Here is a 14,000-nt window from a genome sequence, read left to right as displayed (position 1 = left end):
GCTCCTCTATCTCGAATATTTACGACGACGTTCTCTCATTCAAATACTTGATAGCCAATGCGGGGGAAATAAGATGAACAAGCTAAATACCCCTTTCTTATGGAAAAAGAAACGCTCGAAAAAGGAAATTACGCAAGTGTTGTTTCCAGATCAAATATTAAAAGCATTTTTTCACTTTACGACGGATGCGATTTCGATTAGTGACCTCGATAACAATATCGTGTTGGTGAATCATGCTTTTGAGCAATATTACGGTTGGTCAAAGGAAGAAATCTACGCTACGCCACACTGTTTTATTCCAGACGAGTACAGGAACGAGACCAAGCAATTATTTGATGCGGTAAGAAGCATGGGCGTATTGCTTACCAATTATGAAACCGTGCGCCAGCGAAAAGATGGCACAGTAATGGATGTCGTCTTGTCAGCTGCTCCTATCAAAGACGAAACAGGAAAGATTATTGGTGCTTCCTGTATCACCCGTGACATTTCCGACCGCAAAAAAATTGAAGAGACTCTGCGTCAAACCGAAACGAAATATCGTCTCCTCATCGATCATACCCAGGACATCGTGACGATATATGATTTAGCCATGAGACGCATCTACGCCTCCCCATCGATCGAGCAATTGGGATATGTACCAGCCGAGGTCACTTCCCCTAATAATGTACAGCTCACTCATCCAGAAGATATCCCAACGTTTCAGGCAAAATTTCAAGAAATCATGGTAACGAAGCAACCTGTTCATTTCGAGACGCGCTCTATGGATAAGTACGGGAACGAGGTCTCCTTCGAAGCTCGGGGCATCCCCATTCTAAGTGCCTGTGGAGACGTCCAAAACTTTATGTTTGTGTCACGAAATGTCACGGATCGCAAGTACTCGGAAGCTGCCTTGTTTAAAAGTGAGAAAACGAACAAAATCATCTCGGAATACACCGATGACTTCATTCTGATTACGGACATACATGGGGACATCATCCACCTCTCCCCTTCTCATTCACGCGTCATTGGAATGAACGAGAATTGCCGCCATATCACCTTCACAGACATTCATCCAGAAGATCGTCAGACCGTCATCAACCATTTTCACCATATGCTAGCAACGAAGGAACCGAGGATATGCGAGTTCCGCTTCCAAACGAAAAATAATAAGTGGATCGTTCTCGAATCAAAAGGAGCCCCCATCCTGACAGAAACGGGAGAGTGCGATGGCTTTATCATCGTATCGCGTGATATTACAGAGCGCAGAAATAACGAGGATTTATTACGGAAGGCCGAAAAGCTCTCCGTGATTGGCGAGCTGGCAGCCGGGATCGCTCATGAGATTCGCAATCCGCTTACATCATTAAAGGGCTTTATTCAATTTCTGTATCCAACCATGAATGATAACAAGCGCTATGCGGACATCATGCTCTCCGAACTGGACCGGATCAATTTTATTGTGAGTGAATTACTAGTCTTGGCCAAGCCGCATAGCATTCAGATCAAGCCGCTTCCGCTCATTCCTTTACTGGAAAAAGTCTTGGCACTATTAGCTTCAGAGGCCAATTTGAAAAACATTCATCTTCGAACAGAATTTGCTTTTCAGCCGATCATTGCCGGAGAAGAAAATCAGCTCAAGCAGGTTTTTATCAACATCATTAAAAACGCCATTGAAGCGATCGACGGATATGGTGAAGTTCTTCTTACCACCGCCTTAAAGGACGAAAATCAGGTTCTCATCACGCTTACGGATACTGGCTGTGGAATCTCGGAAGAAATGATCCACAAATTGGGCGCCCCCTTTTTCACGACAAAAGAAAAAGGAACTGGCCTTGGGCTTATGATCAGCAGCAAGATCATGAAAGACCACAACGGCAGCTTGGAAATAAAAAGTAGAGAAAACGAAGGCACGGTGGTAGAGATTACGCTGCCGATTGCACAGGACCGAATTGGGCCATCCTAGGAAGGTGTATATTCCATCATCAGTGGAGGTGCCCTATGGATTTCACCAAAATGAGCACAAGTGAGTTCGTGGCCAAAATTCGCGAATCTCAGGCGAAAAACCTGCGAAGCAGACAGCACCAAGGCTACGGTCATCCCGAAAAACGTTTGCCCAGCAAGCAAGGCATTTAACAAGCAAAAGCCCTCCCGCGAGCTCCTTTGGCTCAAACGGGTGGGCTTTTGTCATTGTTATTGTGGATCTTGTTTATTCAGGTTACGGTCTCTTTCTGACTTTTGCTTCTGAGTGCCTTGCGACTTGCTGCTGTGCCCTTGATTGCCACCGTTTTTCGTATTTCGATTGTTTGACATCTGAATCCCTTCCTTTCCAGCTCTGGTCTTCATGCCAAACGTAGTATGTCCCAAAACGGCTTATTCATCATGAATGATTACTTCGCTTCACCCATGAATACTTTCTTTCCGTCCTCATACTTGTACACGTATACGGAAGCAAAGTCGTTGTCGCCTTTTTCGTTGAACGTTACGTTAACGAATTTGCCTTTGTAATCTTTGGTTTTGTGAACAGCTTCCAGCACTTGTTCACGGGTTGGCTTTTTGCCGCCGTTTGCTTTGATCGCTTCTTCCAGACCGTTCAGCATAACACCCATGGAGTCATAACCAAACGAAGTGAAGATCCCTACCTTGTTGCCAGTCGCGCTCTCGAAGTCAGTGATCCATTTCTTGCCATCTTCCGTAGCACCAATATCGCCAACAGTAGAAGTAAATACAACGTTATTGGCATTTTCTGCACCAGCAATTTTTATCAGGTCAGCGGAGTCGTAGCCATCGCCACCCATGAAGACACCTTTGAAGCCTTTTTCACGTGCTTGCTTCACGATGATACCTGCATCAGAGTAGTATCCGCCGAAGTAGATCATCTCCGGGTTTTTCGCAAGGATTTGGGTGATGATCGCGCTATAATCCTTCTCCCCTGCCGTTACCCCTTCAAAGCCGAGAACTTGTACGCCATCTTTTTCAAATTGCTTTTTCACTTCTTCAGCAAGACCTTGTCCATAAGCAGCCTTATCATGCATGACAAAAGCTGTTTTGATATTCAACTGATTTTTTGCAAAAACCGCAGCTTTGGAGCCTTGTTGATCATCACGCGCACAAATGCGGTGTACGATCTTCTTGCCTTGCTCAGTCAAATCAGAGCCTGTCGCGGATGGCGATACCATCACGAGGCTTTCTTGCTCGTACTGAGCTGCTGCTGTAATCGAAGCACCTGTTGTAGCATGGCCTACTACCCCGACTACATCAGGATTCGAAATCAGCATTTGTGCGACTGCTACCCCTTGTTTCGGGTCAGCTTGATCGTCTTGAGCGGACAGCTGCACGTCAAATCCAAGTGCTTTGAATGCTTCTGCCTTTTCTTTCAACGCATATTCAGCACCAGCCTTAGCTGTGCTGCCGTAATCGGAATATTGACCAGACATCGGACCTACCACGGCAATCACGAGCTTCTCAGTAGCTCCGCTCGCTCCACCCGTGCTACCTCCGCTATTGTTACTCGGCTGTGGAGCTGCACTTTGTCCACCAGTGCCTGTACCAGCACCTGTACCGCCGCCGCAACCTGCTAGCAATGTGCTCAGAGCAAATGTCGCAGCCAGTATCGACAATGATTTCTGTTTTCTCATAGCAAAACTTCCCCCTCTTTATTTATGAACAAACTATGAATCACAATCTTATTGTAGGATATTTTAGAAAATTTGCAATAGAAATGATAAAAAGAAGAATCAATCATATTATGGGAAAGCTGCACAGAAGAAAATAACCACTTCTACGCATAGAAGTGGTTATCTGGACAAAACGAATGTTACTTCGTGATTGGAATGCTTAGCTTGTAGGTAAGAGTTTTTGCATCGTACTCTACTGTTGCACCCAATTCTTGTGCGATGAATACGAGCGGAACAAGCACTGCTCCCGTCACTGGACGTGGCGGATTTGCGATACTCGTCTCTTTGCCGTTTTTATAAGCAAAGTTTTTGTCTTCGTACATACGCAGAGCGTACTTGTTTTCTTTGGCAATCAGCAGGGATTTGGTCGTGCTATCCCATGCTGCGGTTCCGCCCAATGCAATCGCCAATGTGCTCGCATTTACATAAGCCACACCGTTTTCTGTTACGATTTCTTGTGGGAATGGGAACTCCTTGCCGTTAAGCTGAACCTTGATTTTTTGTTGCTGTACAGGTGCTGTTTGAGCAAAAGCAGCAGTTGCTGCTACACTTCCAGTCAATAGAGCCGCTGTCAGCATCAATGTCGAAAACTTGCGAAGCATAAGAAACACCCCTTAAATTTGATGAAATGAATTCCAATTTTGTAAAGTTCGACACAAATCAACTTTTTCCTTCTTTTTTATTCCATACTTTTCCTATGTAATTCTCTCGCCAAACATGACCAGACTAGGAAAAAAATAAATATCCCGCGAACAAATGTTTTTGTGCACAACCTGTGCATAACATTGTGGATAACTATCGAAAGTGAGGCTAACTCATGGCAGGGGAACGCTTTTTTCTCATATATCAAGAAGCAAGTGACGAAGAATGCTTATTAACCATTGAGCCATACAAGGATCAACAAGAGCTGGCGGAAGCCATTAATCAGCTTCAAGCCAAACAAGTCGATGAATACACGATCATCAAGGGAAAAAAGATGAAGGCCACGCTGAAACTTGCGGTTGATTTGACCGAAGCTGATGAGAATTCCAAGGAATGATTGTTTTCTTTTTCGAGTAGGTTTAGAGAGAGGTAAATTGGCAAACATGGTAGTGAGGGCACGCAGTTATGTGTTTGACCTTCATTGACCTTTTGTGTATGATATTGTTACAAAGAGAGGAGGAAGACTAGATGCACATGAATTTGATTCCAACTGTCATTGAACAGACGAACCGCGGGGAACGTGCTTACGACATTTATTCCCGCCTGCTCAAGGACCGCATCATCTTTCTGGGAACCCCAATCAACGACACCGTAGCCAACATCGTTGTGGCACAGTTGTTGTTCCTTCAGGCGGAAGATCCGGAGAAAGACATTCACCTGTACATAAACAGCCCAGGTGGTTCTATTACTGCCGGTATGGCGATTTACGATACGATGCACTTCATCAAACCTGATGTGTCCACCATTTGTATCGGAATGGCTGCTTCCATGGGAGCTTTCCTACTGGCTGCCGGGGCAAAAGGCAAGCGCTTTGCTCTACCGAACAGTGAAGTGATGATTCACCAGCCATTGGGCGGCGCACAAGGACAAGCGAGCGACATCGAGATTGCCGCTAAACGTATTTTGAAGATGCGTGATCATCTGAACACCATCTTGGCTGAACGCACAGGTCAGCCTTTGGAGCGCATCCAAAAGGATACCGATCGCGACAACTTCCTCTCTGCCGCAGAAGCAGTAGAGTACGGATTGATTGACAAAGTGATCACTTCCGAACCGTCTTCCAAAAAATAAATGATCGTAAGTAAAAAAAGCACTCGTGCCTAATCTACTGGCCGAGTGTTTTTGTATGTTTTGTATGCCTATTCCTTTTTCCCGATCAACAATTCCACCTCTTCGATTTCCTTCGGGATCTGCGATGATAGCACCTCGCAGCCGTCTGCTGTTACTAACACATCATCTTCAATCCGAATACCAATTTCTTCTTCCTCTATATACAGACCGGGTTCAATCGTGATCACCATACCGGGTTGCAAGGCAGTACTGTAATCTGGTATATCGTGCGTATCCAGTCCAAGGTGATGAGACACGGAATGGTAGTAGTATTTTGACAGCTCACTGCTATCTTGGATGAGACCGAGACGTAGCAGACCATCTGCAAAGACTTGTTTTGTGACATCATTTAGTTGTGGAAGTGTGACACCAGGCTTCACTGCTTCGATGGTCTTGATTTCTGCTTCGAGCACGAGTTGATAGATCTCCTTCTGACGTTCTGTAAAGCGACCATTCACGGGAAACGTTCGCGAAATATCAGCCGCATAGTAGTTCGATGTTGCACCGAGGTCGAGGAGGACCAAGTCACCGTCTTTCGCACACTGATTGTTGGCTTCATAGTGCAAGACAGTTGCATTGAGCCCGCTAGCAATAATGGGTAAATAAGGGAGCTCTCGAACACCATGCGACTTCAACGAGAAATCATAGTGCGCCTCTAGCTCATATTCCATGATTCCAGGACGTGCATGCGACCACATGCGCCGGATTGCTTCATCCGTAATCGCAACCGCGCGTCTGATTTCTTCGATCTCTGCCGGACTCTTCACCATACGCAGTTCTTTTAGCCATGGGCCGGCGTCGTGAATCTGCAGAGTCCGGTATTTCTTCTGCGCGTCTTCGGCAAAAGTCTCGGCAGGGGTCAGCTCATCGTTCCACAGACAGCGATACAAGTCAAGATAGAGCGAGCCCTTTCCTTCGCAGCGCCTTATAAAGGTTCCAAATGACTGGTGCCACTCATCGAGATAGTCGAAGTGTTCGATACCAGACTGCTCTTTCGCCTCTCGATCCGATAAGACGGCTCCTGTCCATTTCGCTTCCAGTTCATTTGGGCGCTGAAGAAATAACGTTTCGGTCACGGTGCCCGCGCGTTTCGTGATCATGAGAATGAGGTTGCTCCCGGCAATGCCGGTTAGATAATAGAAGTTGCGATTCGGGGTAAACGGATATTTATCGTCATGGCTGCGTGTCTTGACCACCCCTGAAAATAGTACCAATGCGCTGAAATCAGGCATTTTTTCCGCGAGTCTTTGACGGCGATTGATGAACTCTTTTGGATCCATGGATATTGTCATTTTTCTCCCCCTCTTCGTTGAAAACACTTTGAGTTCAGTATAGTCTGACAATTAATATTTTAGGATACTTTTATCATTTGGGAAACGACTTTACCCTTTTATTGATCTATACAACAAAGAGCAGTTCCTTTAGGTAAACTGCTCCTTGTTATAGTAGATTGCTACCGCATTTTATTAAACGATCCTGCGATAGATCATTGTTATACTTCCATTAACTGACTGACATAAACGGTACGACTATGTCCTGGATTCTTTTCCTCATGGACACTTGCTGTAGAGGTTTTCTCGTCTACCGCATCGATCCACACGGCTTGTCCTTCGTACTCAACCTTGATATGGTCGTCGGATTTCATGATGGCTTGTGCTCTCGATACATTCATAAGTGACTGACTCCCTTTATTGATCATCGTCAAGGGCTTGCTTGGCTGCCGTAGCCCCTGTCATCGTGTCTACACTTGTCTCTTCAATCAGGCCATTTTGGTCGGAAACAACTCCGCCCCCTAGTCCCTCGTTTATCATCCGATCAATGTCCATGTCATAACAATCGCGGCCTTCGTGACACGTATCACGGTTACTCATGTCTCATTCCTCCTTCATGCAATATACATGGTTAGAAATGCCCTGCGCGAACTGAATTGATACATGTACATCAAAACGATCCACAAAAAAAGACACCTCCCTTAAGGGAAAAGTGTCTCTCATGAGTCTATTCTTCCTTGCTTACCAGATTCGTAAGGCTGGTGACTGCCTGGGAGGCATCCGGCCCTTCTGCCAAAATGGTAATTTCCGTTCCAGAGCTGATTGCGAGGCTCATGATACCCATGATGCTTTTCGCATTGACCTTTTTGTTGCCTTTTTCTACGAAGACTTCCGATGCAAAACGGTTGGCCTCCTGTACGAAAAAGGCTGCCGGACGAGCCTGCAAACCGGTCTTTAACTGAACCACGACCTGCTGTTGAACCATGAATGGACCTCCTTACTTGTAGACTATTATCCTTTAGTATATCATGCATCTACATCGAAATATTTTGTTTTTCTCGTATTTTGTCAGCGATTTCGTTAATTTTTCGCAAGCGGTGGTTAATGCCCGATTTGCTAACAACTCCGCTCGGCACCATCTCTCCCAATTCTTTCAAATTGATGTCAGGATGAGCCACTCGAAGCTCCGCTACCTCGCGCAGACGCTTTGGCAAATTCTCTAATCCCATCTCTTGATCGATGAGTTGAATATTTTCCATTTGTCTGGTTGCTGCATTCACCGTTTTGTTAATGTTGGCGATTTCACAATTGTGTAAGCGGTTCACCGAGTTGCGCATGTCCTTTACGATTCGGACGTCCTCGAAATACAGAAGAGCCTGATGAGCCCCAATCAAGCTCAAAAACTCTGTAATCTTCTCGCCTTCCTTAATATAGAGAACATACCCTTTTTTCCGCTCGATGCACTTGGCATTTAGTTTATACCGATTGGCGATCTTGGTCAATGCTTCGCAAAAATCCTGATAGGAAGTGAAAATCTCCAGATGATAGCTGGACGCCTCTGGATGATTGACTGAGCCTCCCGCCAAAAAAGCACCACGCAAATACGCTGCTCGACAGCAGGACTTTTTCACAATTTCTGGAGCTACTCCCGGGATAAACGATAGGCTTTGATCCATGATGCCCAAGTCTTGCAAAATCTCATTGGCCTTATTCGGAATACGCACAATGTAGACGTTATTTTTCTTCAGACGCATCTTTTTACGAACCAGAAGTTCAGCGTGTATCTGAAACAGCCTCTTGATTAATGTGTAAATACGTCGGGCAATCGCCGCATTCTCTGTTGTCACATCCAGCACCAGTCGTCCGGCTCCAAACTGCAGACTTCCATTCATCCGAATCAAGGCTGAGAGCTCTGCCTTGCTGCAGCAATCGGCACCCTCCGTCATGGTAAGCTCTTTTTTGGTATGCGCGGCGAATGACATCGACTTCACTACTCCTTCTCTATCTTCAGCACCTTCCGTCTTCGCTTGACGAGTGACACAACCTGCTTGCTGACAGCATGTGCATCATGACGTAGGTATCCATCCTCAAATGTGACCAGCGACTTCGCCACAACATGCAGCCCAAGCTGGCGCAATTGTTTTAGGTCACATAGGACAGGAGCTGCTCCTTTTTCCGCGTATTTATCCAATACATGAATAGGCAGCTCGGCTGAATTGACAATGATCGTATCCAAAAATGGTCTATCTACATGTTCATACATAACATTCACATGCCTGGATGCAGAAAAGCCGTCTGTCTCTCCCGGCTGCGTCATAACATTGCAGATGTAAATTTTCGGGGCTTCAGCGCGTGTAATCGCTTCAAATAACCCGCGTACTAATAAATTGGGCAGGATGCTCGTATACAAGCTACCAGGCCCAATCAAAATGGCATCCGCTTCGGCAATTGCCAGCAAGGCTTCGCTTAGAGGAACTGCATCCTCCGGATCGAGGAAAACTCGCTTAATTTCTTTGCCAGTCAACGGTATTTGGGATTCTCCGATTACGAGAGATCCATCTGTCATTTCCGCTTTCAACCGAATGGATTGCGTGGAAGCAGGTAATACATCTCCACGTACCGCCAAAACTCCACTTAATGTTTTGACTGCGGTGACAAAATCTCCAGTGATTTCGTTCATCGCTGCAAGTAATAGATTTCCCAAATTATGCCCTGCTAATCCCGTGCCTGTGGAAAAACGATACTGCATGACTTTTTCCATCAACGGCTCTGTATCGGCCAGAGCAGTCAATACATTTCGAATGTCGCCGGGTGGAAGCATATCCATTTCTTCTCGCAAACGTCCAGAGCTTCCCCCATCGTCTGCAACCGTTACAATCGCTGTGATATGCACCGGTTCGTGCTTCAAGCCGCGCAGAAGGACAGAAAGACCCGTTCCTCCGCCAATGACGACAAGCCGTAATGGCCTTGACTGTAGCCTCCCGATTCCCTTAGTAGGCATATGTCACCTCATTATTTCTAATACACATACCACAGGTGGCTTTTTATGAACGCTTCAGTATTTCCTGCCATCTTATGCTCATTTGTTCTTTTCCATGTCTCGATGACTGACACGGACAGAAAAATCTTTTCCAAAGGTTTCTCCCAAATGTTCTGCAATGGCGACCGAGCGATGCTTGCCACCGGTACATCCAATCCCTATCACAAGTTGACTTTTTCCCTCTCGCTGGTAATGCGGCAGGGTATACCCCAAAAAGTCTGTAAGCTTTCCTAAAAATTCTTTCGTGTCCTTGTGCTGCATCACATACTCTGCCACCTCTGGATCACATCCCGTTTTCGGACGCAAATCCTCCACATAGTGCGGGTTAGGCAAAAAACGGACATCGAACATCAAGTCAGCGTCTATAGGTGCGCCATATTTGAAACCAAACGACAATACATTAATCGTAAGTGGTGATCCTTGTTGACCGTATTGGTTGATGATTTTTTCTCGAAGCTGAACTGGCTTCATTTGACTCGTATCGATTATCTGATGCGCCCAGCCCTTCATTTCTTCCAGCAAGCGGCGCTCAGCGTGAATTCCTTCCAGAGGGGAACCGTTCGGAGATAGCGGATGTCTGCGACGTGTTTCCTTATACCGGGAAACCAATGTCTGATCGCTCGCATCCAGATAAAGGATATGGTATGATAATCCGTTCATCTGATTGAGGCTCTCCATGGTTACGGCTAGATTTTCAAAAAACTCACGTCCTCGCAAGTCAATCACCAATGCGACTCGCTCAATACTCCCACCAGACTGTTTGACCAACTCAGCAAATTTGGGAATCAGTACAGGCGGTAGGTTGTCTACACAAAAATAGCCCAGATCCTCCAAGCTTTGTACAGCAACTGTTTTTCCCGCACCTGACATTCCGGTAATAATCAGGAGATTCATGGCCTTGTCGTTTCCCAATTCCGTCACGCAACTCGCCTCCTACGATTCTGACAATAGCATACCATATTGTCCACCCTATTCGCACCTTTTTGAGCGGCTTCCCCTGTTTTTCCATCCTTGTCTTCAACAGGAGTACAAGCTTCTTTAGAAAAAAAGATGCGTGACTGAATGCCAGCCACGCAACAATTGTTTATATAGATAAGGGGGTCAATTCATTGTCTATATATTACCTGTGAATTATTTCACCCATGTTACAAGCAGGTTAAGAGATTGTGACATTTTGTTCCTTTAGCTTTTCATTCAGCTCTTCTACATAGTGCTGAGCAGATTGCGCAGCGATGGAACCGTCTCCGGTAGCTGTCACGACTTGGCGCAGCATTTTTTCGCGTACATCACCTGCTGCAAAGACACCTTTTACTTTGGTGTTCATTTTTTCGTCAGTCAGTACGTAGCCTGCGTCGTTGGTGATGCCCAATGGGCGTACGCTTTCAGTCAGTGGGTCCATTCCTACGTAGATGAATACGCCATCTGCCGGGAATTCTTTTTGTTCACCTGTTTTGGTGTTTTCCAAGAGAAGCGTTTGTACTTTGCCTTCACCACGGATTTCTTTCAGTTCTGTATCCCAGATCACTTCGATTTTTTCGTTATCGAAAGCGCGTTTTTGCAGGATTTTCTGTGCACGGAACTGATCACGACGGTGTACAATCGTCACTTTAGAAGCGAAGCGAGTAAGGAATACAGCTTCTTCCACCGCAGAGTCTCCTCCACCAACAACCACCAGTTCTTTATTACGGAAAAATGCACCGTCGCAAACCGCGCAGTAAGAAACGCCACGACCGGACAATTCTTTTTCTCCTGGTACACCGAGCAAGCGGTGCTCTGCCCCAGTTGCCACAATGACAGATTTGGTCAAGTATTCCTTGTCACCTGTGATGACTCGCTTGTACGGTGCTTCATCGCGGATTTCCTTGATTTCGCCGTATGCGTACTCCGCACCGAATTGCTGTGCATGCTCGAACATTTTTGTAGAGAGATCAGGACCGAGAATAGAACTGAAGCCAGGGTAGTTCTCGATATCTTCCGTGTTAGCCATCTGGCCGCCTGGAATTCCTCTCTCCAGCATCAATGTGCTCATGTTAGCACGGGATGTATATACAGCAGCCGTCATTCCGGCAGGGCCAGCTCCGGCGATAATGACATCATAAATTTTTTGGTCGCTCATGCTTGTTGCCTCCTCATCTCACACAGTCTATTCCTTGTTTAAACTAATTATAATGTAATAATCTATTTAAAATCAAGTGTCGACAATACTTTGACGCACTTTGCCAAGGTAGCGACAGAAATGCCGTATTTCTGAGCCAGATGGGTTTGCGATTGCTTTTCGTTCGTTATCGTTCCGTATACATATTCCAATGCTGCGACCCACGCTACTTCTTTTCGCACTTGTACATGCTTTTGGGCATATTCGTGGTGTTTGTGCCATACATCGAGGCACCATTCCCCGGCTTCCTGCTTGCCCTGCGCGAGTAAATATTGACGTATGCCTTCTTCTACACTGTTTGCAAGCGTATCCGCCTTAGTTGAGCAGTTTGCCAAATCTGGGGTTTCTTCTGGCATGTCTGCACCCATATCAGCCAATGCCAGCAATGCCAGCTTCTGTAGCTGTTCGTTATCGGTCTGGTAATAAAATTGACGAACCGCGGTTTCAGCTTCGTCGTCTCCAATCAGAGACAACGTTTGCAGCACTGCGAATTTGACTTCATCACGTCCGTGCTGCAATGCCCAGAGAAGGGATGCACGGATCATTGGGTCTGTTTTAAAATCCTCTACTCCCGTGAATGAAGCTTTTTCCCAAGAAACTTCACGCTGCGTCGTATTATATTGATAGGGGATCGGTTTTATAGTCTCCCCTTCTTGTTCGCTTTTTACCATTTGAATGTATTGATCTGCGATGCCTGCTTCTGGATCCAACTGCTTGGCTTTTTGCCACCAGCGCAGTGCCTGATCCTTTTTCCCGCTCAAGTAAGCCGAGATCGCAGCATAGTGGTATGTGCACGCCTCATGCGGTCGTCCATTTCGCAGCATTCTCTGGTAATGGAAATACGCTTCGTCATGCTGACCGAGCACTCCCATTGTTGTTGCGAGCTTATACGTATTTTCCGGATGGAACGGAACGACCTTTTTCAGCATATCGATCAAGCTCAACAAATCTGTCGTTTGATTGTGATGGGAGAGCAAAACCGCCAGATTGCACAGCGCGTGCAAGTTTCCTTCTTCCTTATCCAGCGTCTGTTCGATGGTCTCCATCGCCTTCTGGAATTCCCCGGCATAATAGTAGGCAAGAGACAAATTGTTCCACGCTGGCAAAAAGTCAGGATCGGCTTCCACGATTTCTTTTAGCGTGTCCAACGCCTCCAGGAATCGTCCCTCTTCCAGACTGCGACGAGCTCGTTCGTGTTTGCTGTATACATCCTCTTTTTCACTCGGGAGGAAATGTCGTGGTGGCATGTCCAGCTCAAAGTAAATGTAGTCGAGGAGTTCTTCAGCGTCTTCCCGATACGGTCCGTTGCTATCTTCCTGCAAATAACGAACCGCCATTTCTTCTGCCATATGGTAATCTTCCAGGTTGGCGTAGTTGTTTGCCATGTAGAAATACACTTCTGTCATGGATGTATCCCATTTTTCTATCACTTCATAGAGGACTTCATTCGACGCTTCAAATTGTCCCGTTTCGGCAAGAGCACTAGCCAGATGGCAGTGGCATTCTGCATTCGTCGGCTCCATTTCAACTGCTCGGCGAAATGAACGTAACGCCTTTTCATAGTCGTACCGATTCAAACAACGCATACCCCGGTCTACAAAAAAAGCAGCATCTTGCTTAAAGTCAACGACGGTCGTTTTCTTCAAAATACTTTTGTTATGTTTCATAAAACCTCCAACATCGTAGGAGCTTACACTCCAAGTATCGTACCAGAAGCATCGGCACCCTACAAGCTGACTCGTCTTTTAAAGTGTTCTATAAATGAGCGTTCAAAAAGTCGACTTTTCAGCACCAAGAAAGTGGCGAGAACCTGAAGAAGGAGGAGCGGATTGTAGGGAACCTACATGAGCACCGGACTTTGAAGGTGAACGCCTCTTTCGATGTCGAATCAGCTTTCAGTATTACCACGTGATCAAAAGTCGAATTTTTGACTACCTTTATAAATAAAGCAAGAAACACCACTGGCACATAGCAAGTGGTGTTTACGAACAAAAATGGAGCGGACGAAGGGTCTCGAACCCTCGACCTTCGCCTTGGCAAGGCGACGCTCTACCAATTGAGCTACGTCC

General features: G+C 46.1%; 15 protein-coding genes. 4 read left to right on the top strand and 11 right to left on the bottom strand.

Annotated elements, in window-relative coordinates; translation table 11 throughout:
• Positions 1-73 precede the first annotated feature (73 nt).
• Positions 74-1,942, top strand: a complete 1,869-nt coding sequence (locus AB1L17_RS27960) for a PAS domain S-box protein (RefSeq protein WP_412848189.1) — start codon at positions 74-76, stop codon at positions 1,940-1,942.
• A 35-nt stretch (positions 1,943-1,977) separates the two neighbouring features.
• Positions 1,978-2,112, top strand: coding sequence for a DUF4023 domain-containing protein (locus AB1L17_RS27955; protein WP_015893478.1), 135 nt, complete (start codon positions 1,978-1,980; stop codon positions 2,110-2,112).
• Between the two features lie 254 nt (positions 2,113-2,366).
• Here AB1L17_RS27955 and AB1L17_RS27950 read toward each other — a convergent pair whose 3' ends face one another.
• Entirely contained in the window at positions 2,367-3,614 is a 1,248-nt protein-coding gene (locus tag AB1L17_RS27950; protein ID WP_412848188.1) for a branched-chain amino acid ABC transporter substrate-binding protein, read from the bottom strand.
• Between the two features lie 179 nt (positions 3,615-3,793).
• Entirely contained in the window at positions 3,794-4,255 is a 462-nt protein-coding gene (locus AB1L17_RS27945; protein ID WP_412848187.1) for a copper amine oxidase N-terminal domain-containing protein, read from the bottom strand.
• 215 nt (positions 4,256-4,470) lie between these two features.
• Between AB1L17_RS27945 and AB1L17_RS27940 the strand changes: the two genes are divergently transcribed.
• Positions 4,471-4,692 carry a hypothetical protein gene (locus tag AB1L17_RS27940; RefSeq protein ID WP_026043328.1) on the top strand — a complete coding sequence of 74 codons (222 nt, stop codon included), beginning with the start codon at positions 4,471-4,473 and terminating at the stop codon, positions 4,690-4,692.
• 131 nt (positions 4,693-4,823) lie between these two features.
• The gene (gene clpP / locus AB1L17_RS27935; RefSeq protein WP_007720441.1) at positions 4,824-5,426 is read left to right on the top strand and encodes an ATP-dependent Clp endopeptidase proteolytic subunit ClpP; all 603 of its coding nucleotides are present in this window, start codon (positions 4,824-4,826) and stop codon (positions 5,424-5,426) included.
• Positions 5,427-5,494: 68 nt separating this feature from the next.
• Here the strand turns inward: clpP and AB1L17_RS27930 are convergent, their stop codons facing one another.
• The 9 genes from AB1L17_RS27930 to AB1L17_RS27890 form a co-directional block, all read right to left on the bottom strand.
• Complete coding sequence (locus AB1L17_RS27930; protein WP_412848186.1) at positions 5,495-6,757, bottom strand: aminopeptidase P family protein; 1,263 nt, start codon at positions 6,755-6,757, stop codon at positions 5,495-5,497.
• A 200-nt stretch (positions 6,758-6,957) separates the two neighbouring features.
• Positions 6,958-7,137, bottom strand: coding sequence for an H-type small acid-soluble spore protein (locus AB1L17_RS27925; RefSeq protein ID WP_412848185.1), 180 nt, complete (start codon positions 7,135-7,137; stop codon positions 6,958-6,960).
• Positions 7,138-7,153: 16 nt separating this feature from the next.
• The gene (locus tag AB1L17_RS27920; RefSeq protein WP_412848184.1) at positions 7,154-7,336 is read right to left on the bottom strand and encodes a hypothetical protein; all 183 of its coding nucleotides are present in this window, start codon (positions 7,334-7,336) and stop codon (positions 7,154-7,156) included.
• 127 nt (positions 7,337-7,463) lie between these two features.
• Positions 7,464-7,721 carry an HPr family phosphocarrier protein gene (locus AB1L17_RS27915; protein ID WP_048034964.1) on the bottom strand — a complete coding sequence of 86 codons (258 nt, stop codon included), beginning with the start codon at positions 7,719-7,721 and terminating at the stop codon, positions 7,464-7,466.
• A gap of 49 nt (positions 7,722-7,770) precedes the next feature.
• On the bottom strand, positions 7,771-8,718 hold the full coding sequence (gene whiA / locus AB1L17_RS27910; protein WP_412848183.1) for a DNA-binding protein WhiA: 948 nt from the start codon (positions 8,716-8,718) through the stop codon (positions 7,771-7,773).
• A gap of 8 nt (positions 8,719-8,726) precedes the next feature.
• A complete protein-coding gene (locus AB1L17_RS27905; RefSeq protein WP_412848182.1) occupies positions 8,727-9,737 on the bottom strand; it encodes a gluconeogenesis morphogenetic factor MgfK in 1,011 nt (336 codons plus the stop codon).
• A 78-nt stretch (positions 9,738-9,815) separates the two neighbouring features.
• Positions 9,816-10,697, bottom strand: coding sequence for an RNase adapter RapZ (rapZ, locus tag AB1L17_RS27900; protein ID WP_412848181.1), 882 nt, complete (start codon positions 10,695-10,697; stop codon positions 9,816-9,818).
• Positions 10,698-10,932: 235 nt separating this feature from the next.
• The gene (gene trxB, locus AB1L17_RS27895; protein ID WP_412848180.1) at positions 10,933-11,892 is read right to left on the bottom strand and encodes a thioredoxin-disulfide reductase; all 960 of its coding nucleotides are present in this window, start codon (positions 11,890-11,892) and stop codon (positions 10,933-10,935) included.
• A gap of 62 nt (positions 11,893-11,954) precedes the next feature.
• Positions 11,955-13,598, bottom strand: coding sequence for a tetratricopeptide repeat protein (locus AB1L17_RS27890; RefSeq protein ID WP_412848179.1), 1,644 nt, complete (start codon positions 13,596-13,598; stop codon positions 11,955-11,957).
• Positions 13,599-14,000: the final 402 nt, after the last annotated feature.

The organism is Brevibacillus jepli, from assembly GCF_047229145.1.
Lineage (GTDB): Bacteria > Bacillota > Bacilli > Brevibacillales > Brevibacillaceae > Brevibacillus.
This window is presented reverse-complemented; position numbering and strand designations above follow the sequence as displayed.

Coding starts and splice junctions, on each gene's coding strand:
- AB1L17_RS27920 (WP_412848184.1), bottom strand. CDS start 7,336: ATGAGTAACCGTGATACGTGTCACGAAGGCCGCGATTGTTATGACATG.
- AB1L17_RS27960 (WP_412848189.1), top strand. CDS start 74: ATGAACAAGCTAAATACCCCTTTCTTATGGAAAAAGAAACGCTCGAAA.
- AB1L17_RS27950 (WP_412848188.1), bottom strand. CDS start 3,614: ATGAGAAAACAGAAATCATTGTCGATACTGGCTGCGACATTTGCTCTG.
- AB1L17_RS27930 (WP_412848186.1), bottom strand. CDS start 6,757: ATGACAATATCCATGGATCCAAAAGAGTTCATCAATCGCCGTCAAAGA.
- trxB (WP_412848180.1), bottom strand. CDS start 11,892: ATGAGCGACCAAAAAATTTATGATGTCATTATCGCCGGAGCTGGCCCT.
- AB1L17_RS27940 (WP_026043328.1), top strand. CDS start 4,471: ATGGCAGGGGAACGCTTTTTTCTCATATATCAAGAAGCAAGTGACGAA.
- AB1L17_RS27915 (WP_048034964.1), bottom strand. CDS start 7,721: ATGGTTCAACAGCAGGTCGTGGTTCAGTTAAAGACCGGTTTGCAGGCT.
- AB1L17_RS27945 (WP_412848187.1), bottom strand. CDS start 4,255: ATGCTTCGCAAGTTTTCGACATTGATGCTGACAGCGGCTCTATTGACT.
- clpP (WP_007720441.1), top strand. CDS start 4,824: ATGCACATGAATTTGATTCCAACTGTCATTGAACAGACGAACCGCGGG.
- whiA (WP_412848183.1), bottom strand. CDS start 8,718: ATGTCATTCGCCGCGCATACCAAAAAAGAGCTTACCATGACGGAGGGT.
- AB1L17_RS27890 (WP_412848179.1), bottom strand. CDS start 13,598: ATGAAACATAACAAAAGTATTTTGAAGAAAACGACCGTCGTTGACTTT.
- AB1L17_RS27905 (WP_412848182.1), bottom strand. CDS start 9,737: ATGCCTACTAAGGGAATCGGGAGGCTACAGTCAAGGCCATTACGGCTT.
- AB1L17_RS27925 (WP_412848185.1), bottom strand. CDS start 7,137: ATGAATGTATCGAGAGCACAAGCCATCATGAAATCCGACGACCATATC.
- AB1L17_RS27955 (WP_015893478.1), top strand. CDS start 1,978: ATGGATTTCACCAAAATGAGCACAAGTGAGTTCGTGGCCAAAATTCGC.